The organism is Herbaspirillum lusitanum (assembly GCF_026127345.1).
GTDB classification, from domain to species: Bacteria; Pseudomonadota; Gammaproteobacteria; order Burkholderiales; family Burkholderiaceae_D; genus Herbaspirillum; species Herbaspirillum lusitanum.
Genome location: NZ_QXFG01000006.1, coordinates 61,490 through 82,678 on the forward strand (window position 1 = coordinate 61,490; position 21,189 = coordinate 82,678).

Below are 21,189 nucleotides of genomic sequence, written 5' to 3' on the forward strand. Positions count from 1 at the left end.
GCCAGTCCAATTTCTGGCTTTACACCGCTCTACGCTTTGTGCAGAGCGGTGTTTTTTATAACCCCAAGATAAGGAGAGAAAGATGAGTATCGAAAAGAGACTGCCATCCCGTGAAAATATCTCGCCTGCGCAAGGGGCTGGCGATGCAACTGTTCGCCCCGGATCGTCTCCCACGGGAGCGATCGAAAACCGGGAAACCTCCACTGACACAGCCAATAAGGAGATAGCCAAGCCGGAACAAATTATTTCTACGAACAGTCCGTCTGCAAAAAAAGCGCGCTCCGATTCGTAGCGCTGCGCAGCTTGAGCAGTGCTTTGGGTGTTGGTGCATCGGTTCGTTGTTACCCACTTGCTCGGCGTTTCGGGCCTTTTGAAAGCTTCCCATGTGCGCTCTGTATACCGTTCCAGCCATGACGTTCGGGTTGAGGGACCCATCGCCGAATTTGTTTTAGCAGCATGTATTCAATAAGGAGATGAAGATGACGATTATTTCTGAAGTAATGACACGTGGCGTAAGAACTTTGCAACCTCACGATCAAGTGAAGTTGGCAGCCAAACTGATGGATGAACTGGACGTCGGTTCCTTGCCGGTTTGTGATGCCGGCAAACTGGTGGGCATTGTCACAGACCGGGATCTGGTCGTGCGTGGTCTGGCCAGGCGCTCGTCAGTGGATCAACTCGAAGTACAAGAACTGATGAGCAGCGAAGTGGCCTATTGCCTGGAAAAGCAGACCGTGGAAGAAGCCTTGGAATACATGGGAGGAGACCAACTGCGTCGCCTTCCCGTTCTCAACGAAGAAAAGCAACTGGTCGGTATCGTCACTTTGGGCGACATCGCCTCCAAAGAAGAACAACCGGAGACGGATGAGACGCTTGCCGAAATCTCGTCCGACCTGCCCAAGTAAGGAAGACTCACCAGGAACAAGAGCCGGCGATACCAGTCGCCGGCCCGCCGCTTTTGTTCACGCATACGTTTCTCAGGCCCGTTTATTTTCAAGCCCGTTTATTTCAAGCCCGTTTACGGCTCGTCAAGGCGCGGCCCAGAACGAACGCGATTCCGAGGAAGACAAGCCGCGAAGCGACCGGTGCGCGGGAGGTGGCGAATGTGTAGGGAGATAGCGGCATGACTTTCGTTGCGCCGCCACGCTCGCGTATCGATGCGTTGGCGAGGGGGGCATGTAAAGCGTTTCCATCGTCGGTTTTTGGCGTCTCGGTGCGCTGTTGAGAGAACATGCAGTTCTTGAGATAGACGTCCAGCAGAGCGGGGACGCATTTATTGGTGCTGGAGATCAGCTTTGATGCCGCACCGACGTAGATATCCCGACGCGGCTGCTGAGCCGCCGTGAGAATCGCTTCGGCGGCAATGGCCGGTGCATAAACCGGTGGCGGCAATTTGGGTTCCACCTCCATATAGTTTTTGGCATGACGGACAAATTGCGTGTCCACCCCTGCAGGTTTGATCAAGGTGACGGAGATGGGAACGTTTTCTTCGGCCAACTCCACTCGCAGTGAATCGGTAAAACCTTTGACCGCATGCTTGGATGCGGAATAGGCGCCTTGAAGAGGTACTGCCACATCCGACAGTTCACTGCCCAGATTGATGATCGCTCCGCCGGCTTGACGCAAATGCTCAACGGCTACCAGGCTGCCATTCACGACACCCCAGTAATTGGTGTCAAAAAGACGGCGCTGATCTTCCAACGAGACCTCTGTATTGCGACCATAAATGGATACCCCGGCATTATTGATCCAGGTATCGATTTGTCCAAATTGAGCGATCGCTTTCGCGGCAGCTTCTTCCAATGCAGAGCGATCGGCCACGTCTGCGACTGCCCAGATGGTTTTCTTTCCGGCAGGATCCAGCTCTTTTGCAATACGATCCAAGGCGTCCTCGTTGCGCGCAATTAGCAAGAGATTAGCGCCACGCGATGCGGCAAGCCTGGCTGTCACAAGGCCGATGCCGCTGGTGGCTCCTGTAATCACGATGGTTTGATCCGAAATCTTTTTTAGTTGAATACGCATGAGAAACTCCATTGCAGAAGAATCAGGCCGCATGCCGGAAACCCTGGGCATGCGGCCTGCCAGCCTGAGGCTAAGGATTAGCGGGACTGATTGTTGCCACCGCCGCCATGGCTGTTTTGGCCACCCTTGCGGCCAGCTTCACGTGCTTCCTCGGAACTGAATTCATGTCCGGTTCCTTTTTCGTGGGAAGCCTTGCCGCCTTCACTTGCGATTTCACGTTGCTTCTCGGGATCCATCGAAGCGAAGCCGCGGTTACTGGTGCTACCTTGGTTTTGTTGATCAGCCATTGTGTTTCTCCTTAAGGGGGTTAAGTGAAAAACCAGGACGTTCTGCAAACCTGGTGAGACAGATCGTAAATAGTTTTGCCGAGTATCGGCATCGGAGCATTTCCACTCTTCAGGTCGGCGCCCACTGGCGAGGATGACAGCGTCGCTGAAGACGAGCTTGCGCTCTCGGTTGAAAAAGAACGCGAGAATGCGGGGCATGGGACAGGCGCCAAATTACAGAGCGGTATCGGGCAGCATCATCATCCAAAATGGAACCGCCGATGATGCTGCAATTGCAGGCAAGAGGATCGCGCCTCGCGATGCGCCTCGAGAATGATGTGATGCGCACGACAAACAGCACGACAAACAGCAGTTAAAACACGAGCTTGACAGCGTTGCTGTCGCTGGTTAGTATGCATATACATTGATGCATATGCATTGATTGTTTAATTTGCCGGAAAGCTGAATTTTCATGTTCAACCAATGCACCTGTACCCGCCTGCGTCGTCTGACGCGGCGGATTACCTCGATATACGACCGGCATTTGCTGCCGGACGCGCTCACCATCAGCCAATACTCCTTGCTGAGCCGGGTGGGGCGGCATGGCTCCATCGCCAATCTGCGCCTGGCTGCGGAAATGGGCATGGATCGCAGCACCCTCAGCCGCAACATCAAGCCGTTGATGGCTGCAGGCTGGATCGCCACGGTCGACATGCCTCCCGATGAGCAGGTCGACAAGCGCTCGTTCGGACTCGGTCTCAGCGAAGCGGGTCAGGCCAAGCTGGCTGCCGCCCGCCCCAATTGGGTAGCGGCGCAGCTGGAAATCGACGGCCTGCTCGGCGAGGATTTGCATGCCGCCTTGTCGGGCATGATCGACGAGGCCTACGACAAATTGCAGGAAGCCTGATCCGGGAATTCCGGGGCAGGCAGTATCAACGCCGCTTAAATACATCCGCCATCAATGCCTGCGCGCATTGATGGTTTTTTATTCACCATTATTTTGAATGAGCGTCATGAATAAAGTCACTCAAGCCATCGCGCAGCGCACCTCGCACCGTTTCAGTTATGCGTGGGTCGTCGTCGCCGTGATCTTCCTCGTCCTGCTGACCTCGGCCGGCATCCGCGCTACGCCGTCGGTCATGATCCTGCCGCTGGAACATGAATTCGGCTGGAACCGTTCCACCATCTCGCTGGCGATTTCCTTCAACATTGCCTTGTACGGTCTGATCGGCCCGTTCGCCGCCGCCGCCATGCAGCGTTTCGGCATTCGTCCCGTGGTGATGGGCGCGCTGGTGCTGCTGTCGATCGGCACCGCGCTCAGCACGCTGATGCAGATGCCGTGGCACATGGTGATGACATGGGGTTTGCTGGTCGGCTCCGGCACCGGCGTCGCCGCCAATACGCTGGGCGCCACCATCGTCAGCCGCTGGTTTGAAATGCGTCGCGGCCTGGCGATGGGCTTGCTGACGGCCAGCGCCGCGACCGGGCAAATGGTGTTCCTGCCGCTGATGGCATCGATGGTCGAGCATTACGGTTGGCGTTCGGTGGCCTTCCTGGTGGCGATCGTCGCCGCCGTCGCCGTACCGCTGGTGGCCTTGTTCCTGCCGGAGCGTCCATCCGACGTCGGCCTGCGTCGCTACGGCCAGGCCGCCGACGCGCCGGAGGATGCGGCCGTGAAGGCGCGCAACCCGCTGGCGATCGCGTTCGACGCGCTGCGCCAGGCGATGAAGGTGCGCGATTTCTGGCTGCTGTTTTTCAGCTTCTTCGTCTGCGGCATGAGCACCAATGGCTACATCGGCACGCAGTTCATCGCCATGTGCAACGACTACGGCATTTCCGAAGTCGGCGGCGCCAGCATCCTGGCGGCGATGGGCATGCTCGATCTGGTCGGCACCACCTTGTCCGGCTGGCTGTCGGATCGTTTCAATCCGCGCGTGCTGCTGTTCTGGTACTACGGCCTGCGCGGCATCGCGCTGATCTTCCTGCCGTATGCGTTCGGTCTCGATTATTTCGGCCTGACCGTGTTCGCGATCTTCTACGGTCTCGACTGGATCGCCACCGTGCCGCCGACCGTGCGTCTGGCCAACGATGTGTTCGGCCGCCTGGCTGCACCGATCGTATTCGGCTGGATCGTCGCCGGTCATCAGCTTGGCGCCGCCGCCGCCACCACGATCTCGGGCTTCATGCGCGCCAACCTCGGCGACTACACGGCGTCGTCGATGCTGATGGGCGTGGCCTGCCTGGTCGGCGCGGTGATGGTGTTGCGCATCAAGGGGCAGCAGCATGACAAGCCGGTGGCGGTTCCTGCATAAACGGCTTCTTCCGTGCCACGCAAAAACGCCCGCTTCACGTTGATGAAGCGGGCGTTTTTGTTTTTGCGCTGTTGCAGGGCGATTGCTGCGGGATTACCTGGCCAGCGCCTTGCGCAGGCTGGAGGTCGCCAGATCGACGGCGCTCTTCGCAGCAGGGGTGTCGCCCAGCGCATTGAGCATCACGAAGTCATGGATGGTGCCGAGGTAGCGCACCTGTGTCACCGGCACGCCGGCCTTGGCCAGCTTGGCGGCATAGGCTTCTCCTTCATCGCGCAGGACGTCGTTTTCATCCGTGATGACCAGCGCCGGCGGGAGATCCTTCAACTGTTCCAGTGTGGCGTTCAGCGGCGCGATATGCGGATCCTTGCGGTTGGCGCCGGCCGGCAGGTAGGCGTTCCAGAACCACTTCATCGCTTCCCTGGTCAGCCATGGGCCGTTGGCGAACTGGTTGTACGAACCGTTTTCAAAATTGGTGTCGGTCACCGGATAGAACAGCACCTGGTACTTGATCGCCGGACCCTTGCGTTCCTTCGCCAGCAGGCTCACCACGGCAGTCATGTTGCCGCCCACGCTGTCGCCGGCAATCGCCAGGCGGCTTGCATCGACGTTGAATTCCGCAGCATGTTCGGCGACGTATTTGGTCGCGGCGTAGTCCTGTTCGATGGCGATCGGATAGCGCGCTTCCGGCGAGCGGTCGTAGTCGACGAAGACCACGGCGACCTTGGCGCCGTCGACGATCTGGCGCACCAGGCGATCATGCGTATTGACGTCGCCCATCACCCAGCCGGCGCCGTGGAAGTACATCACCACCGGCAGTGTTTCCTTGTTGCCTTGCGGACGCAGGATGCGGATGCGGGTGCTGCCGGTCGGACCGACCGGGATCACGCGGTCTTCGATGTCGGCGGCCGGCTTGGCGACCTTGCCGGACTGTGCGCCGGCCAGCAGGTTGCGCGCTTGTTCAGGTGTCAGCGTATAGATAGCAGGACCGCCGGCGGCGGCCAGCGCGTCGAGGAAGCCTTGGGTTTGCGGTTCCACGGAAGCAGCGGAGGCAGATTGGGCGGCCGAAGCGGCGGCGAGGGCGATGGCGCTGAGGGCGAGCAATTGTTTGATCGATTTCATGATGTTTCCTTTCGGGGAGGGGCGAGGGGTTTTGTATTCGAACAATTAAATTGTGTACAATGTATTTGATGCTTTGGCAGATGAAACAAGTCATGCATGCGCTTGCCTTTCTGGGGCGAGGGGCAGTGCATGGAACGAATAATAAATTGTTGAAAATTAAATTGCAAGCAATTTAAAACAAAATACAACAACATCATTTTTTGCCTTCCGGCAGGGAGTGGGGGGGGCTTGCGCCATGCGGGCGCAAGCAATGCATCAACGCAGCATCAACGCTGCATCAATCAATCCCACTGCGGCGCAAAGTCCGGATTGGCAAGGCGTTCTCCCTTGTCCAGCTTGGCGATGGCGGCCATCTCGGCGTCGCTGAGGCTGATGTTCTGCGCTGCCAGATTGCTTTCCAAATTGGCTCGCTTGGTCGATGAAGGAATCGTTGCGAAGCCTTGCTGCAGCGACCACGCCAGCGCGATCTGGGCCGGATTGGCTTGGTGCGCCCCGGCAATCTCAATGATGGTTGGATCGTCCATCACCTTGCCGTAAGCCAGCGGCATGTAGGCCGTCAGGTGGATGCCTTGGCTGCGCGCGAACTCGACCACTTTGCGGTTTTGCAGGAAGGGGTGGATCTCGATCTGCTGGGTGGCGATTTCCTGTGCGCCGACAACGGCGATGGCTTGCTGCAGATGGGCAATGGTGAAGTTGGACACGCCGATCAGCCTGGTCAGTCCCTGCGCCTTGGCTTCGGCCAGCGCTTCCATACAGGTCGCGACGGCGATGCTGTCGTTGGGCGCGGGCCAGTGGATCAGCGTCAGGTCGACCTGGTCCATCTGCAGTTTGGCCAGACTGTCCTTCAGGCTCGGAATCAGTTTGTTCTTGCCGAGGTTGTCGGTCCAGATCTTGGTGGTGACGAACAAGTCCTTGCGCGCCAAGCCGGCAGCGGTGACGGCTTGGCCCACCTCGGCTTCGTTGCCGTAGATCTGCGCAGTGTCGATGTGGCGGTAACCGAGTTCGAGGCCGTTGGTGACGGAGCCGATGACTTGCTGTCCTTTCAGGCGAAAGGTACCGAGGCCGAAAGCGGGAATGGTGTTCATGGAATTCCTTGAAGGTTGAAATGGTGCGCGGACGATGGCCGACGCGAAGGCGGTGGAAGCTGGCGGGGCTTACTCCATGGACCGCAGTATGCGGGCAAAGTGCTATTGCAAAAATACGGTGCAAGGCAAAACTTTATTGCGTCCAAGGCAAATATCGATCGCGCCGAAGCTGCCTGATTCTATTTTCGAATATTTCGATGATTGATCGTTATTCTTTCCGTTTTTCTTTCATACGTCGTTCGCCCATACTTCGCTCCATGGTGAACGGCACAGACAAAGACGGACACCAACGCAGCAATCACCCCTTATCGAATTAATCGTCAATACCTCAGGAGAACATCATGGCAATCGCAAAAGCACAACCAGGCAAAACACTGTTGAACCCAACCAACCACACCCTGATCATGATCGACCATCAGTCGCAAATGTCGTTTGCCACGCACTCGATCGATATGGTCACGCTGCGCAATAACGTCGCCCTGGTCGCCAAGGCCGCCAAGGAATTCAAGGTGTCGACGATTTTGACGACCGTCGCCGAAAAATCCTTCTCCGGCCCGATGTTCGATGAAATCAAATCGGTGTTCCCGAACGACGAAGTGATCGACCGCACCAGCATGAACACCTGGGAAGACCCGCGCATCGCCGACCGCGTCAACGCCATCGGCAAGGAAAAGATCGTGCTGGCCGGCCTCTGGACCTCGGTCTGCATCGTCGGCCCTGCGCTGTCGGCGCTGGACCAGGGCTTTGAAGTCTATGTCATCACCGACGCCAGCGGCGATGTCTCCAACGAAGCGCATCAACGCGCCGTCGAACGCATGATCCAGCTGGGTGCACGTCCGATGACTTCGCTGCAATACCTGCTCGAACTGCAACGTGACTGGGCTCGTACCGAGACCTACAATGAAACCGTCACCACCGCGATCGCCAATGGCGGCGCTTACGGCCTGGGCCTGATTTACGCAAAGACCATGTTCAACGCTTCCGAAGGCCATTAATTCTTCGGCACGTATTTCCGGGATCCCGCTTCCCCACGAACGGGATCCCGTAGTTTTAGACCTCCCCTGACAACACAACACCAACGAACAACCCCAGGAGTGAACATGAGCGCCGACCTGATTCTGCTGAACGGAAATTTCCACACCATCGACAAAGCACAGCCGCTGGCAAGCGCCGTCGCGATCAAGGACGGCAAGTTCCTCGCCGTCGGCGACGCCGAAGCCGCCATGCGCCATCGCGGCGACGCCACCAAAGTGGTCGACCTGAACGGCCGCAGCGTGGTGCCGGGCCTGAACGATTCGCACATCCACCTGATCCGCGGCGGCCTCAACTACAACCTCGAACTGCGCTGGGAAGGCGTGCCTTCGCTGGCTGACGCCTTGCGCATGTTGCGCGAACAGGCCTTGCGCACACCGCATCCGCAGTGGGTGCGCGTGGTCGGCGGCTGGACCGAGTTCCAGTTTGCCGAGCGCCGCATGCCGACGCTGGAAGAAATCAACGCCGCCGCGCCCGACACCCCGGTGTTCATCCTGCATTTGTATGATCGCGCCTTGCTCAACCAGGCTGCGCTGCGCGCCGTCGGTTACAACAAGGACACCCCGAATCCGCCGGGAGGCGAGATCCAGCGCGACGCCGCCGGCAATCCGACCGGCATGCTGATCGCCCGTCCCAATGCCATGATCCTCTACGCGACGCTGGCCAAAGGCCCGTCGCTGCCGCTCGAGCAGCAAGTCAATTCGACGCGCCAGTTCATGCGCGAACTCAATCGCCTCGGCGTCACCAGCGTGATCGACGCCGGCGGCGGTTTCCAGAATTATCCGGAAGACTACGCCATCATCGACCAGCTGGCGCGCGAGCAACAGCTCACCGTGCGCATCGCCTACAACCTCTTCACGCAGAACAAGGGCAAGGAGCTGGGCGACTTCCAGCGCTGGACCGACATGATCAAGCCGGGCCAGGGCGACGACTTCTATCGCCACAACGGCGCCGGCGAAATGCTGGTGTTCTCGGCGGCCGACTTTGAGGACTTCCTCGAACCGCGTCCGGAACTCGCCGCAGGCATGGAAGACGAACTCGAGAAGGTCGTGCGCCATCTGGTGTCCAACCGCTGGCCGTTCCGCCTGCATGCGACCTACGATGAATCGATCAGCCGCATGCTCGACGTCTTCGAAAAAGTGAATCGCGACATTCCTTTCAACGGCCTGCACTGGATCTTCGACCACGCCGAAACCATCTCGCCGCGCAACATCGAGCGCGTGCGCGAACTCGGCGGCGGCCTGGCGATCCAGCACCGAATGGCGTTCCAGGGCGAATATTTCGTCGACCGCTACGGCAAGGAAGCCGCCAGGGCGACGCCGCCGGTGGCGCGCATGCTGGACATGGGCGTGCCGGTCGGCGCCGGCACCGATGCCACCCGCGTCGCCAGCTACAACCCGTGGACCGCGCTGTACTGGCTGGTCTCGGGCAAGACCGTAGGCGGCCTGCAACTGGCCGAAGCCGGTTTGCCGCGTGAAACCGCGCTGGAACTGTGGACCGCAGGCAGCGCCTGGTTCTCCAACGAGCAGGACAAGAAGGGCCGTATCAAGGCCGGACAGTTGGCTGATCTGGTGGTGTTGTCGTCCGACTTCTTCAGCGTCGCCGAAGAAGACATCAAGGCCATCGAATCGGTGATGACCGTGGTCGGCGGCAAGATCGTCTACGGCGCCGATGAGTTCGACCCGCTGGCGCCGCCGGCCATCCCGGTGCTGCCGGACTGGTCGCCGGTGAAGAACGTGCCGGGCCACTACAGCGCACGCAAGTCGGGCACGCAGAGCGGGCAGCAGCAACGCCGGGCTATCCTGCCGCATCAGTGCGCAGGCGCTTGCAACGTGCATGCTCACTCGCACGATGTCGCGCGCCGCTCGTCGGTGCCGGCGTCGAATTTCTCAGGCTTCTGGGGCGCGCTCGGTTGCAGCTGCTTCGCGTTCTGATCGGAGTATCAACATGACTTATTCCAAAATCATCTGGGGCCTGTTGCTCTCCTTCGTGGTCGGCTTTTGCTGCCACCTCGCGCAAATCCCGGTGCCGTCGCCGCCGGTCCTGAGCGGCGCCTTCCTGGTGTTCATGATGAGCAGCGGCTACTGGCTGGTGGATCGTTACCTGGCCGCCAAGGAAGCCAAGGCAAAGCAAGCCGGGGTGCAAGCATGAGCGCGCTGTTCACGGGCGCCGTGCTGGGCACGCTGATCGGCGCGGTCTGCCGCTGGTTCGGCCTGCCGTCGCCGACGCCGCCGACCCCAGTCGGCGCTTCGCTGGTGGTGGCCATGACATTGGGTTACGTGCTTGCCGGCTATGTGCTGGCGGGGCACTTCTGATATTTCCGTTATTTCTGATTCAGGAGAATCGACATGCAAACATTTCAAACTGCGCCAACCGCGAAACAAAATTTTTTCCTGCGCCTGCTGTGGGCGCCGGCCCAGGATCTCGGCCTGCTGTTCCTGCGCCTGAGCGGCGCCTTGCTGCTGCTGTATGTGCACGGCCTGCCCAAGATCATCAACTTCGCCGGCGAGCTGGCGCATATTGACGATCCGCTGCACGTCGGCCGCGCGTTCACGCTCGGCTTCGCGATCTTTGCCGAAGTCCTGTGCCCGGTGCTGATCGTACCCGGCATCCTGACGCGGCTGGCCAGCGCGGCAGTGCTGGTGTTGCTGGGCGTGTCGATGTTCCTGGTGCACCCTGACTGGAGCGTGGCGGAGGGCCAGTTCGGCTGGTTGCTGATGATCGTGTTCGGCAGCATCGCCTTGATGGGCGCCGGCCGCTATTCGATCGACGCCGCCCTGGCGAACAAAGTCGAGGACTGAGATGGCTGCGCTGAATAGTCCCGATCGCGTTACTTCATTTCGTTATCCTAATCGCGCCACCTGCCAGGGCATTGCCATGAGTTTCGTGGCCGGCTACGTGGATACGCTGGGCTTCGTCGCCTTGTTCGGATTGTTCACCGCCCACGTCACCGGCAACTTCGTGCTGATCGGCAGCGAACTGGCGAATCCTTCCCACGGCGTATTGATCAAGTTCCTGGCTTTTCCGGCGTTCATCCTGTCGGTAGTCATGACACGGCTGGTGGTGCTTGCGCTGGAGCGCAGCGGCAAGCCGGCCTTGCCTTGGGTGCTGATGCTGCAACTGGTTTTCCTGCTGGCGTTCATGGGCTTCGGCCAGAGCATTGCGCCGGTCGGCGTGGCCGATGCACGCGCCACCGCCGCCTTGCTGGCAGGCATGTTCGGCGCTGCTGCGATGGGTATCCAGAACGCCGCCGCCCGCTTGATTTTGCCGCAGGCGGCGCCAACTACCGTCATGACCGGCAACGTCACGCAACTGGTCATCGACGTGACCGACATCGTGCGCGGCGCAGCGGATGACACGGTGCGCCAGCGCTGCGTCAAATTCTTCTGGCCCATCGTGGCGTTCGGCGTGGGTGCGATCGGCGGGGCGTTTGCCTACCATCAGGCGTTGTTCTTCGCGCTGTTGTTGCCGGTGTTTATCCTGATTGCGATGATCGTTGCGGAATTCCGTGCAGCGCAAGCGAGCAAGGCCTGAACGCCGCTTCGACCTATAATGTGCGTTGAGGTAATCGAACGATGAAAGTCGGCAGGAAGTAAAAAACGGGAAGGCAGTGGAACAGCGATGAGTTACTTGTATCACCTGATAGAACAGTACGGTCTGATCATCGTATTCCTGAACGTGCTGACCGAGCAGCTGGGCGCGCCGATTCCCGCTTATCCGACGCTGGTGATCACCGGCGCGCTCGCCTGGCGCGGCCAGTACCCCGTGGTGTTGCTGCTGCTGGTGGCGGTGGTCGCCGCGCTGATCGCCGACTACGTCTGGTACCTGGCCGGCCGCCGCTACGGTCGCCGCATCATGTCGACGCTGTGCCGCATTTCCCTTTCTCCTGATTCCTGCGTACGCCAGACCGAGTCGATCTATTCGCGCTGGGGCGCACGTTCGCTGCTGGTCGCCAAATTCATTCCCGGTTTCGCCTCGATCGCCAGCGCGCTGGCCGGCACCGTCGGGACTTCGCGCGGCAAGTTCCTGTTGTACGACGGCGTCGGTGCGGCCTTGTGGTCGGGACTGGCGATCTTTCTCGGCGCGTTGTTCAACACCGCCATCGACGACGTGCTGAGCGTGTTGGCCGAGCTCGGTCAGTACGGCATGATGCTGGTGCTGATCGGCTTCGCCGTCTTCATCGCCAGCAAATGGTGGCAGCGCCGCCGCTTCCGCAAGTCGCTGGAAATGGCGCGCATCTCGGTCAGCGAGCTGGATGGCCTGCTCAAGAGCGGCGTGCGCCCGACCATCGTCGACGTGCGTTCGCCGGCCTCGCAGCAGATCGGCCGGATTCCCGGCGCGCTGACGATTTCCAACCAGGAGATCCAGACTTTCGCGTTCGACGCGCCGATGGAAGATGAAGTCATCGTCTACTGCGCCTGTCCCAATGAAGCCTCGGCCGCGCTGGTCGCCAAGCAACTCATGCGGCGCGGCTACAAGCGCGTGCGGCCGCTCACCGGCGGCATCGACGCCTGGGTGGCGGCGGGCTATTCGATCGAAGCCTGAGGCGTTTTACTCTTCGTTCTGCTCTTCGTTCGACTCTATTTTTCGGAAAATTCCATGTTCAGAATCAGTCTCGATGCCCTGTTGATTCTCGATGCGATCGACCGGCGCGGTTCGTTTTCCGCGGCCGGGCTGGAGCTGCATCGGGTGCCGTCGACGATTTCCTATACGGTGTCGAAGCTGGAGCAGGACCTCGGCGTGCAGGTGTTCGACCGGCAGGGCCCCAAAGTTGTGCTCACGCGCGCCGGTGAAGAATTGCTGAAGGAGGGGCGCTACCTGCTCAAGGCGGCGGAAGACCTCGAGCATCGCGTGCGCCGCGTCGCCTCCGGCTGGGAAACCGAATTCACCATCGGCCTCGATTCACTGTATTCGGCGGCATCGCTGGAGTCGGACATCGTGGCGTTCTACCAGGTCGCCGACCGCACGCGCCTGCGCATCGCGCGCGAGTCGCTGGCCGGCACCTGGGAAGCGCTGCTTGATCGCCGCGTCGACCTGCTGATTGCGGCGCCCGGCGAAGGACCGGCAGGCGGCGGCTATGTGGCGGAGCAGATCGGCACGGTGAAGTTCGTCTTCGTGGTGGCGCCGCATCATCCGCTGGCGAAGATGGACAAGGTCCTGAGCAAGGCCGACCTGCATCCTTACCGCGCCATCAGCGTCGCCGACTCGGCGCGCAAGATGCCGCCGCGCACCGTTGGCCTGCTGTTCGGCCAGGACACCCTGACGGTGCCGGACATGCGCAGCAAATATGCGTTGCAACTGGCCGGCGTGGGCTTCGGATTCTTGCCGGAGCCGTGCGTGCGGAAGTCGATCGCATCCGGCGCGCTGGTGGTCAAGGAAGTCGAGCAGCCGCGCGCGGAGGAAACGTTTTCGCTGGCCTGGCGCGTCGGTGAAGACGGCGCCGCACTGACCTGGTGGCTCAAGCGCATGCGCGAAACGGACATCCTCAATCGCATGCTGTCGCAGATCGTCGACGGCGGTTTGTAGCGTCTGAGTGTACGCACCTACTGCGCGCACGCACAGCGCCATCAGCTCGCATGGCAAAGACGCCGCCAATCTGCATCTATATTGCAGCGATTAAAAAATCACTGTTCTGGCGATAAGTCCAAGTACTGCGCATACGACGATGACGTGAATGACATTGCGTTTAAAGCGAAACAACGCAACCACTGCTGCCAGGGCAATCAGCGCAGAGATCCAGTCAAAACCCTGATCCCATCCTTTCGGCCACAGCACATGAAAGCCGAAAAACGTCGCTAAATTTAAGATAACACCGACCACCGCAGCAGTAATCGCGGTGAGTGGCGCCGTGAATTTGATATCTTGATGCGTTGCCTCAACGAGCGGCCCGCCTGCCAGGATGAATAGAAACGATGGCAGAAAGGTGAACCAGGTGACGAGCGAAGCTGCCATTGCTCCGGCCAAAAACAGGTGATCTGGTCCCAAGACGGCTTTGGCGTAACCGCCAACAAAGCCGACGAATGCCACCACCATAATAAGTGGTCCCGGTGTCGTCTCTCCCAATGCCAGACCGTCAATCATCTGAGTCGGCGTCAACCAGGAGAAATGGCCGACAGCGCCTTGATAGACGTAGGGCAAAACGGCGTAGGCTCCGCCGAATGTCATGAGTGCGGCCTTGGTAAAGAACCATCCCATTTGAGCGTAGGTATGTTCCCAGCCATAGATCGCGGTCAGCCCACACATCGGGATGGCCCATAGAAGCGCACCGATCAGTACGATTTTGAGCAGTCCAGTCCAGCTGAACAGCGCATGCCGTGGTGTTGGCGTGTCATCGTCAATCAATGCCTTTCCGAATGATTTCTTTGAGGCTCCATGCCCTCCGCCAACAGCGAATTTCGACGGTGCTATTTTTCCTCCAAGGTAGCCGATCAGTGCTGCCATCGCCACAATGAGCGGAAACGGCAGATTGAGTGCAAAAATGGCGACAAACGAAACTGCGGCAATCGCCCACAGGACATTATTCTTGAGGGCGCGAGAACCGATGCGATGCGCTGCCTGCAGGACGATGGCAGTCACGGCAGGCTTGATGCCATAGAACAGACCTTCCACAACCGGTAAATGGCCAAAGGCGATGTATAGCCACGACAAGATAATCAAGATCAGCAAGGACGGGAAGACAAACAGGACGCCGGCAACGATGCCCCCAAACGTTCTATGCATTAACCAGCCAATGTATGTCGCAAGCTGTTGAGCTTCGGGGCCAGGCAATAACATGCAGTAATTCAACGCATGTAAAAATCGTCGCTCCGATATCCAGCGACGGTTTTCCACAAGCTCTTGATGCATGATCGAAATCTGTCCGGCAGGGCCGCCGAAGCTGATGAAACCCAACTTCAACCAGAAAAGAAAGGCCTCTCGAAAATTCACTGACGGAGATATGTCGTCGTTGGCTGGCGACGTGACTTCGATCTTACTCACTGACGGCCTCCGTGGCGAAGCTTGCCAACAATCCGTCAAAAATACCGGTCGCGGCTATTAAAAGTTGGTCGTCGTCTGCGATGGTGTTTTTCATTCCCGCCAGTACGCTTTCTATGCCGATGGATTCGGGCGGCTGTACACCGCCGGCGTCCAAGTAGTGAATCAGGGCGGCCAGCCGCTTCAATCCTGCCTGTTGCAAACCGAAGCTCATCACGAAGACCTCAAAGGTCACATAGCTTCCCATATGGCTGATGCTGGCCCCATCGAAGTCAAATCCAATCGCATCGGCAGGGCAATCATCGGGGGACTCGAGCCACAGAATGACAGCATGTGGATCTATGAAACGCCGTATAAGCCATGCGCTTGCCAGGCGGTCGACCCAAGGCCGACGACGTGTCGCCCAGGTTTTTCCTTGAAATCGGTCTCTCTTTCGTTCAGGAATCCGCCCCTCCGCCGGCATCGGTTCGTCGGGAGATGACGCATGCGCCAGTGCCAGCTCCAACTCATTGATGGCAGCGTCGACTTGCTGTTGAGCCGGCCCCGGAAAGAAATCGATCACGGATAGATCGATCAGCTGCTTGCGCAACTTCCTGATCTCTTTCGTGGCTTTGGGCAGGGTGCCTGCCGTCAGCGTTGCTCGCGCCTTCGCAACATCCGAGAGCAATGTCGCATAGTCTTCGTCTCGCTTGAACAGCTCAGAGAAATCCGTGGCCGTGGGCTCTTCGACTCGCAGGACGAACGCATTTCCTCCGCACGAAATCACCTCGGCGGAGATGCCTTCCAGCGTGTGCCGGTACTCGTCAAGATCGGGCATCAGATAGACCCCGTCACGCAGTACAGCGGCTCCGGATGCTTTTAATCCACGCCATATCCGCATGCGAGCAGTGGCGTTCTGCGTGGACAGGCTGCTAATCAATAAAAGATAATTCATGATGTAGAATACTCTACTATTTTGTAGCATATTCTACAAATATTTTTCTGTGCAGGGCCGGCGGCGCTTGGGCAAGGAAAAATAGAATTGAATATCGAAACGCCCGATAGGGATTCAAATGCTGCAGATGTAAAAAAAGCGCGACAGCTTGTGGCCGTCGCGCTTTTTCATGGGAGTGGAAGTTTATGCCGCAACCAGGCTGCCGATGGTTTCGCGGGTTTGCGCGATGGCTTTTTCAACAGCCGCTTCGCCCATGCCCAGGCCTTCGCTGTGCACGAAGGTGATGTCGGTCATGCCGATGAAGCCCAGCACGGCGCGCAGATAGGTCTCATGGAAGTCCATGACCTTGGCCGGACCTTCGCTGTAGACGCCGCCGCGCGACGTGAACACGTATACCTTCTTGCCCTGGATCAGGCCGACCGGACCGGTTTCGGTGTACTTGAAGGTCACGCCGGCGCGCGCCACGTGGTCGATCCAGGTCTTCAGTGTGGAGGTGATCGAGAAGTTGTACATCGGCGCGCCGATGACGATGATGTCGGCGGCATTGACTTCGGCGATCAGCTCTTCGGAGACCTTGACCAGTGCTTGCTGTTCGGTGCTGCGCTTGTCGGCAGGCGTAAAGAACGCGCCCAGTTTTTGCTCGTCCAGATGCGGGATCGGGTTGGCGGCGACGTCGCGTTCGACGACCACGCTGCCTGGTTGGGATGCCTGCAGCTTGGCGACGAATTCGCCGGCGACCTGGCGCGAGATCGAACCGCTGCTGCGGGCGCTGCTATTGATGAACAGAATGTTTGCCATGATGTTTTCCTTGTGGATGGTGTAGGTAGCGGGTGACGCGATGCGCTGCAGGACTGCAGCGCATCGGTGTTTCGGCGTTTTTAGTAAGGCAGATCGAACAGCAGGAATTCCGCTGCTTCGGCTTTTTCAAACGTGATCAGGCTTTCTGCGCTGATCTTCAGTGCGTCGCCGCCCGACAACTGGGTGCCGTTGACGGTCAGCCGGCCGCGGATCAGATGGACGTAGCCGAGGCGCTTGGCGCCGAGCGCATGTTCCAGCTTGGCGTCGCCGTTCAGGATCGAGGCGAAGATCGATGCATCCTGATGGATCAGCACCGAGTTATCGCGACCGTCGGACGAAGCGATCAGGCGCAGCTGGCCCTGCTTTTGCTCCGGCGTGAAGTTCTTTTCCTCGTAGCTGGGCGGGATGCCTTTCACGTTCGGCTGGATCCAGATCTGCAGGAAATGCACCGGCTCGGTCTTGGAGTGGTTGAACTCGCTGTGACGCACGCCGCTGCCGGCGCTCATGCGCTGGACGTCGCCGTAATGCAGCACCGAACCTGTGCCCATGCTGTCCTTGTGCTCCAGTGCACCGTCGAGGACATAGGAGATGATTTCCATGTCGCTATGACCGTGCGTGCCGAAACCCATGCCGGGTGTGACGCGATCTTCATTGATCACTTGCAGCGGACCGAAGCCCAGTTGTTGCGGATCGTAGTAATGACCGAACGAGAATGTATGGTGTGAATTCAACCAACCGTGATCGGCGACACCGCGTTCGTTGCTTTTGCGAATTTGAAGCATGTTTTTCTCCGTCGGTTAGTGCAGGCAAGGGCGTTTTCCACCTTGGAAAACTGCCTTCTTGTTTGCGTGTTCAAGTGGACAGAACGGAGTATGCGCGGGGCAAAATGAAAAGAAAAACGGAAAGATTGGCGGGCTATCATCGAATTATTCGATGATAAATGTAAGTGACTGATAAATAACGATTTATTTGTATGTATTGATTCGTTTTTCAGCCGGTTTTTGGTGATTTTTAACGCTCATTTTCAATAAATATCGAAAATTCGCTATCCCAAGTCTTAGACGAAAGCCGTACGGATCGGCGTGCCTTCGCGCAAGGTCTTGGTGACCGGCGTCTTCTCGCAGATTTCGGCGAGGCGCGTGAGCTGTTCCGGTGTCAGCGTATTGCCGAAGGTGACGGTGCGCTCGATGTTCTCCAGCCCGCAGTCGTCGCGCGAAAAACGCGCATCGATATGGATGGTGCCGAGGTCCCAGCCCTTGCGATCGGCATACATGCGCAAGGTCAGCGAGGTGCACGCGGCCAGCGCGGCCAGCAGCAATTCGTAAGGCGCCGCGCCGGTGTCGCTGCCGCCGTTGCTGGCGGGTTCATCCGCTTGCAGCTGATGGGTGCGGGCGCGGATGCGTTGCGCGTAGCCGGCGTCGTTGTGCAGATGGATGGTGGCCATGGTGCGAGCTCCTTCAATGCGGACGGGATGCGTGATTGTTGCACATTCCGTTTTCGGTTTTTGAGGTTTTCATGGGCGTAAAAAAAGCCTGCGCGCGGCAGGCTTTCTCCAAGCGCGAAAACCGAGTTTGCTTATGCGAAATTCTTCGCTGCGAAATCCCAGTTCACGATGCCCCAGAATGCTTCGGCGTACTTCGCGCGTGCATTGCGGTAGTCGATGTAGTAAGCGTGTTCCCAGACGTCCATGGTCAGCAGCGCCTTGCTGTCGGTGGTCAGCGGTGTGCCGGCGCCGGTGGTGTTGACGATGTCCAGTGTGCCGTCGGCTTTCTTGACCAGCCATGTCCAGCCGGAACCGAAGTTGGCCAGGCCTTGCTTGGTGAACTCGGCCTTGAAGGCGTCGAAGCTACCCCACTTGGCGTTGATGGCGTCAGCCAGTGCACCGCTTGGAGCGCCGGCGCCCTTTGGGGTCAGGCCGTTCCAGTAGAAAGTGTGGTTCCAGATTTGCGCTGCGTTGTTGAACACGCCGCCGGAGGACTTCTTGATGATCTCTTCGAGGGAGAGGTTTTCGAATTCTGTACCTGGGATCAGGTTGTTCAGATTGGTGACATAGGTCTGATGATGCTTGCCGTAGTGGTACTCGAGCGTTTCTTTTGAAATGGTTGGCGCCAGTGCGTCCAGTTCATAAGGCAGTGCCGGGAGGGTATGTGCCATGGTGAATCCTTTCGGGTATCGGTGATTGAAACGAATTTTTTATTCTGAGTCTGTGATTCTAAAGCGGATAGCGATTCTTTGCACTCTCGCGACAGGCTTTTGCGGGTGTTCGACGGCTCAAGTTGATGTAGGAAATTCAGGCATCACGGATAGCAATCGGGATGATTCTCAATACGCCTTGAGTTCCGTGTCAGTCCAGCGTCGGCTGTACGCTGGCGATGCCGACCTCGGCGCTGCCGTCGGCCAATCGCAGCGTGACGTTGCTGCGCGGTTGCAGTTCGGACGGCGCGCGCAGGACCTTGCCTTTGGCGTCGGTGACGATGGCGTAGCCGCGTTCGAGCGTGCGCTGCGGATTGAGCAATTCAAGCTGGGACGACTGCGCCGCCAGCGTCTGCCGCTGCCGCTGCACCAGCAGCGCGACGGCGTTGCCGATCCGGCGTTGATGACCGCTCACCAGCAGGCGCGCAGCACGGGTATCGGGCAGGCGATTTTGCAGGCGTGTCTGCAGATGCTGCAACTGATAGCGCGCACGCGTGACCGGCGTGCGCGTGGCGTGTTCGAGGCGCGCCTGCAGCGCACGCAGCTTGACGCGTTCGTGCGCGATGTAAGAAGCAGGGCTGACCAGCCGGCGCGACATCCAGTCGACGGTCTGGCCCTGTTCGGCAAGGCGGCGCCTGAGTGCGCGCGTGAGATCGGCGGCATGATTCTGCAACTGAGCCTGCCACTCGGCGCGCGGCGTCGCGCACAACTCGGCGGCGGCGGTCGGGGTCGGCGCGCGCAGGTCGGCGGCGAAATCGGCGATCGTGAAGTCGGTCTCATGGCCGACGCCGGAAATCACCGGCATCGGGCACGCCGCAATCGCGCGCGCCACGGCTTCATCATTGAAGGACCACAGATCTTCCATGCTGCCGCCGCCGCGACCGACCAGCAGCACGTCGCATTCGGCGCGCTGGGATGCAGTCTGGATGGCGCGCGCAATCTTCGCGCCGGCGCCTTCGCCCTGGACCGGCGTCGGATACAGGATCACGCGCACGTGCGGCGCACGGCGGCGCAGCGCCGTCAGGATGTCGTGCAGCGCCGCGGCTTGCGGACTGGTGACGATGCCGACGCAGCGCGGGAAGACGGGCAGGGGGCGTTTGCGGTCGGGATGGAACAGGCCTTCGTTCTCGAGCTTTTCCTTGAGGCGCAGGAAGGCTTCATACAGATTGCCGACGCCGGCGCGGCGGATCGCTTCGACGTTGAGCTGGTAATCGCCGCGCGGCGCATACAGCGTGACCAGCGTGCGCACCTCGACCTTGTCGCCTTCGCGCGGCGAGAAGCCGGCATGCTGGGCGCGGCCCTTGAACATCACGGCGCGCACCTGGGCGGCATCGTCTTTCAGGGTGAAATACCAATGGCCGGACGCAGCGCGGGTAAAATTGGATATTTCGCCGGACACCCAGACCAGCGGAAAGGTCCGCTCCAGCACGCGTGCGACCGCCTGGTTGAGCGCCGATACGGCGAGCACGGGCGGGCCGGACGGTGGAGCGGAAGGCGCGGGGCTGGAAAAATCGTCGTGGTTCATTGGCTGGCTTGAAGTCGAGGAGTCGGTGCGCGGTTTCTGTTCACGATGAAAAAATGCTTTGAAATCAATGCTCTTGCTGGTTTGCGAAGCGCTTGTTCACAATGTTATGCACAGGAAATGTGGATAAAGTGCACAGGATTTTAAATCGGTTCTGCTGCAGCGTCCGGCGAAACTTTGCCGGTCCCTGTATCTTGGCCTTGCCCGGCAAGGTGCAACGCGTTACATTCTGCACCGGAAAATCGAGCCGCGTTTAATGCGGCAACATATGTCATCACCCTTGTATTGAAGGAGTCTCTCTTGTTCGCAATCATCCAGGCCGCAGGCTGGCCGATCTGGCCGTTGTTGATCGCCTCCGTCATCGGACTCGCGCTGATCATCGAACGGCTCCTGTACCTGCGCCGCTCGCGCGTGTTGCCGGGCGACCTGTTGCCGGAAGTGGTGCGCGTCTATGAAAGCGGCCGCGTCAACGATGACGTGATCGACAAGCTGGAACAGAATTCACCGCTGGGCCAGGTGCTCGCCGCCGGCCTGCGCAACGTCGACGCGCCGCGCGAAGTCATGAAAGAAGCCATCGAAGAAGCCGGCCAGGCCGCCGCGCATCGCCTCGAACGCTATCTCACCACGCTCGGTACGATCGCCTCGCTGGCGCCGCTGATGGGCCTGTTCGGCACGGTCATCGGCATGATCGAAATTTTCGCTTCGCAAAACGCCGCCGGCACGAATCCGTCGCAGCTGGCGCACGGTATTTCGATTGCGCTGTACAACACCGGTTTCGGCCTGGCGATTGCGATGCCGGCGCTGGTGTTCTACCGTCACTTCCGCGCGCTGGTTGACGGCTTCGTGGTCGACATGGAACAGCAGGCCGTCAAGTTCGTCGACGTCGTGCACGGTTCGCGTCAGTAACAAGAAACAAGCTAAAGGAAGCGTC

At 59.4% G+C, this 21,189-nt stretch carries 24 protein-coding genes; 13 read left to right on the top strand and 11 right to left on the bottom strand.

Going from position 1 to position 21,189, the window contains the following annotated elements; all coding sequences use genetic code 11:
- Positions 1 to 82 precede the first annotated feature (82 nt).
- Positions 83 to 292, top strand: a complete 210-nt coding sequence (locus DXT88_RS07230) for a hypothetical protein (protein ID WP_083830863.1) — start codon at positions 83 to 85, stop codon at positions 290 to 292.
- Between the two features lie 187 nt (positions 293 to 479).
- Entirely contained in the window at positions 480 to 905 is a 426-nt protein-coding gene (locus DXT88_RS07235) for a CBS domain-containing protein (RefSeq protein ID WP_265212301.1), read from the top strand.
- Between the two features lie 103 nt (positions 906 to 1,008).
- Here the strand turns inward: DXT88_RS07235 and DXT88_RS07240 are convergent, their stop codons facing one another.
- Both DXT88_RS07240 and DXT88_RS07245 read right to left on the bottom strand, forming a co-directional pair.
- Positions 1,009 to 2,022 (bottom strand): SDR family oxidoreductase, encoded by a 1,014-nt coding sequence (locus tag DXT88_RS07240; RefSeq protein WP_265212302.1) that lies wholly within the window; start codon positions 2,020 to 2,022, stop codon positions 1,009 to 1,011.
- A gap of 77 nt (positions 2,023 to 2,099) precedes the next feature.
- The gene (locus tag DXT88_RS07245; protein WP_016833239.1) at positions 2,100 to 2,309 is read right to left on the bottom strand and encodes a KGG domain-containing protein; all 210 of its coding nucleotides are present in this window, start codon (positions 2,307 to 2,309) and stop codon (positions 2,100 to 2,102) included.
- Between the two features lie 451 nt (positions 2,310 to 2,760).
- On the opposite strand from DXT88_RS07245, the gene DXT88_RS07250 reads away from it, so the two are divergent.
- Both DXT88_RS07250 and DXT88_RS07255 read left to right on the top strand, forming a co-directional pair.
- Positions 2,761 to 3,195, top strand: a complete 435-nt coding sequence (locus tag DXT88_RS07250) for a MarR family winged helix-turn-helix transcriptional regulator (RefSeq protein WP_265212305.1) — start codon at positions 2,761 to 2,763, stop codon at positions 3,193 to 3,195.
- Between the two features lie 106 nt (positions 3,196 to 3,301).
- The gene (locus tag DXT88_RS07255) at positions 3,302 to 4,600 is read left to right on the top strand and encodes an MFS transporter (RefSeq protein ID WP_265212306.1); all 1,299 of its coding nucleotides are present in this window, start codon (positions 3,302 to 3,304) and stop codon (positions 4,598 to 4,600) included.
- Between the two features lie 93 nt (positions 4,601 to 4,693).
- Here the strand turns inward: DXT88_RS07255 and DXT88_RS07260 are convergent, their stop codons facing one another.
- Together DXT88_RS07260 and dkgB are read right to left on the bottom strand one after the other, a co-directional pair.
- Entirely contained in the window at positions 4,694 to 5,719 is a 1,026-nt protein-coding gene (locus DXT88_RS07260; protein WP_265212308.1) for an alpha/beta hydrolase, read from the bottom strand.
- Between the two features lie 281 nt (positions 5,720 to 6,000).
- Positions 6,001 to 6,804 (bottom strand): 2,5-didehydrogluconate reductase DkgB, encoded by an 804-nt coding sequence (dkgB, locus tag DXT88_RS07265; RefSeq protein ID WP_265212310.1) that lies wholly within the window; start codon positions 6,802 to 6,804, stop codon positions 6,001 to 6,003.
- 341 nt (positions 6,805 to 7,145) lie between these two features.
- On the opposite strand from dkgB, the gene DXT88_RS07270 reads away from it, so the two are divergent.
- The 8 genes from DXT88_RS07270 (at position 7,146) to DXT88_RS07305 (ending at position 13,362) form a co-directional block, all read left to right on the top strand.
- Entirely contained in the window at positions 7,146 to 7,799 is a 654-nt protein-coding gene (locus DXT88_RS07270; protein ID WP_265212312.1) for a hydrolase, read from the top strand.
- A gap of 105 nt (positions 7,800 to 7,904) precedes the next feature.
- Positions 7,905 to 9,770, top strand: coding sequence for an amidohydrolase (locus DXT88_RS07275; RefSeq protein WP_265212314.1), 1,866 nt, complete (start codon positions 7,905 to 7,907; stop codon positions 9,768 to 9,770).
- 13 nt (positions 9,771 to 9,783) lie between these two features.
- Positions 9,784 to 9,987 (top strand): DUF1427 family protein, encoded by a 204-nt coding sequence (locus tag DXT88_RS07280; RefSeq protein WP_029363941.1) that lies wholly within the window; start codon positions 9,784 to 9,786, stop codon positions 9,985 to 9,987.
- On the top strand, positions 9,984 to 10,151 hold the full coding sequence (locus DXT88_RS07285; protein WP_016836256.1) for a DUF1427 family protein: 168 nt from the start codon (positions 9,984 to 9,986) through the stop codon (positions 10,149 to 10,151). The genes DXT88_RS07280 and DXT88_RS07285 overlap by 4 nt, the downstream gene beginning before the upstream one ends.
- A 33-nt stretch (positions 10,152 to 10,184) precedes the next feature.
- Complete coding sequence (locus tag DXT88_RS07290; RefSeq protein ID WP_265212316.1) at positions 10,185 to 10,637, top strand: DoxX family protein; 453 nt, start codon at positions 10,185 to 10,187, stop codon at positions 10,635 to 10,637.
- 76 nt (positions 10,638 to 10,713) lie between these two features.
- Complete coding sequence (locus DXT88_RS07295) at positions 10,714 to 11,370, top strand: YoaK family protein (protein WP_265212317.1); 657 nt, start codon at positions 10,714 to 10,716, stop codon at positions 11,368 to 11,370.
- An 87-nt stretch (positions 11,371 to 11,457) separates the two neighbouring features.
- Entirely contained in the window at positions 11,458 to 12,381 is a 924-nt protein-coding gene (locus DXT88_RS07300) for a DedA family protein/thiosulfate sulfurtransferase GlpE (RefSeq protein ID WP_265212318.1), read from the top strand.
- Positions 12,382 to 12,435: 54 nt separating this feature from the next.
- Positions 12,436 to 13,362, top strand: coding sequence for a LysR substrate-binding domain-containing protein (locus DXT88_RS07305; protein WP_016836260.1), 927 nt, complete (start codon positions 12,436 to 12,438; stop codon positions 13,360 to 13,362).
- A gap of 90 nt (positions 13,363 to 13,452) precedes the next feature.
- Here the strand turns inward: DXT88_RS07305 and chrA are convergent, their stop codons facing one another.
- From chrA to xseA, 7 genes are all read right to left on the bottom strand, one after another.
- On the bottom strand, positions 13,453 to 14,805 hold the full coding sequence (chrA, locus tag DXT88_RS07310) for a chromate efflux transporter (protein ID WP_050977768.1): 1,353 nt from the start codon (positions 14,803 to 14,805) through the stop codon (positions 13,453 to 13,455).
- 1 nt (position 14,806) lies between these two features.
- Positions 14,807 to 15,745, bottom strand: a complete 939-nt coding sequence (locus tag DXT88_RS07315; protein WP_265212319.1) for a chromate resistance protein — start codon at positions 15,743 to 15,745, stop codon at positions 14,807 to 14,809.
- Positions 15,746 to 15,928: 183 nt separating this feature from the next.
- Entirely contained in the window at positions 15,929 to 16,543 is a 615-nt protein-coding gene (locus DXT88_RS07320) for an FMN-dependent NADH-azoreductase (RefSeq protein ID WP_265212320.1), read from the bottom strand.
- Positions 16,544 to 16,623: 80 nt separating this feature from the next.
- On the bottom strand, positions 16,624 to 17,325 hold the full coding sequence (locus DXT88_RS07325) for a pirin family protein (protein WP_016836265.1): 702 nt from the start codon (positions 17,323 to 17,325) through the stop codon (positions 16,624 to 16,626).
- Positions 17,326 to 17,600: 275 nt separating this feature from the next.
- On the bottom strand, positions 17,601 to 17,987 hold the full coding sequence (locus tag DXT88_RS07330) for an OsmC family protein (RefSeq protein ID WP_265212321.1): 387 nt from the start codon (positions 17,985 to 17,987) through the stop codon (positions 17,601 to 17,603).
- Positions 17,988 to 18,118: 131 nt separating this feature from the next.
- Complete coding sequence (gene sodB / locus DXT88_RS07335) at positions 18,119 to 18,697, bottom strand: superoxide dismutase [Fe] (protein WP_016836266.1); 579 nt, start codon at positions 18,695 to 18,697, stop codon at positions 18,119 to 18,121.
- Positions 18,698 to 18,887: 190 nt separating this feature from the next.
- Positions 18,888 to 20,261 carry an exodeoxyribonuclease VII large subunit gene (xseA, locus tag DXT88_RS07340; RefSeq protein ID WP_265212322.1) on the bottom strand — a complete coding sequence of 458 codons (1,374 nt, stop codon included), beginning with the start codon at positions 20,259 to 20,261 and terminating at the stop codon, positions 18,888 to 18,890.
- Positions 20,262 to 20,558: 297 nt separating this feature from the next.
- Between xseA and DXT88_RS07345 the strand changes: the two genes are divergently transcribed.
- Complete coding sequence (locus DXT88_RS07345) at positions 20,559 to 21,164, top strand: MotA/TolQ/ExbB proton channel family protein (RefSeq protein ID WP_016836271.1); 606 nt, start codon at positions 20,559 to 20,561, stop codon at positions 21,162 to 21,164.
- Positions 21,165 to 21,189: the final 25 nt, after the last annotated feature.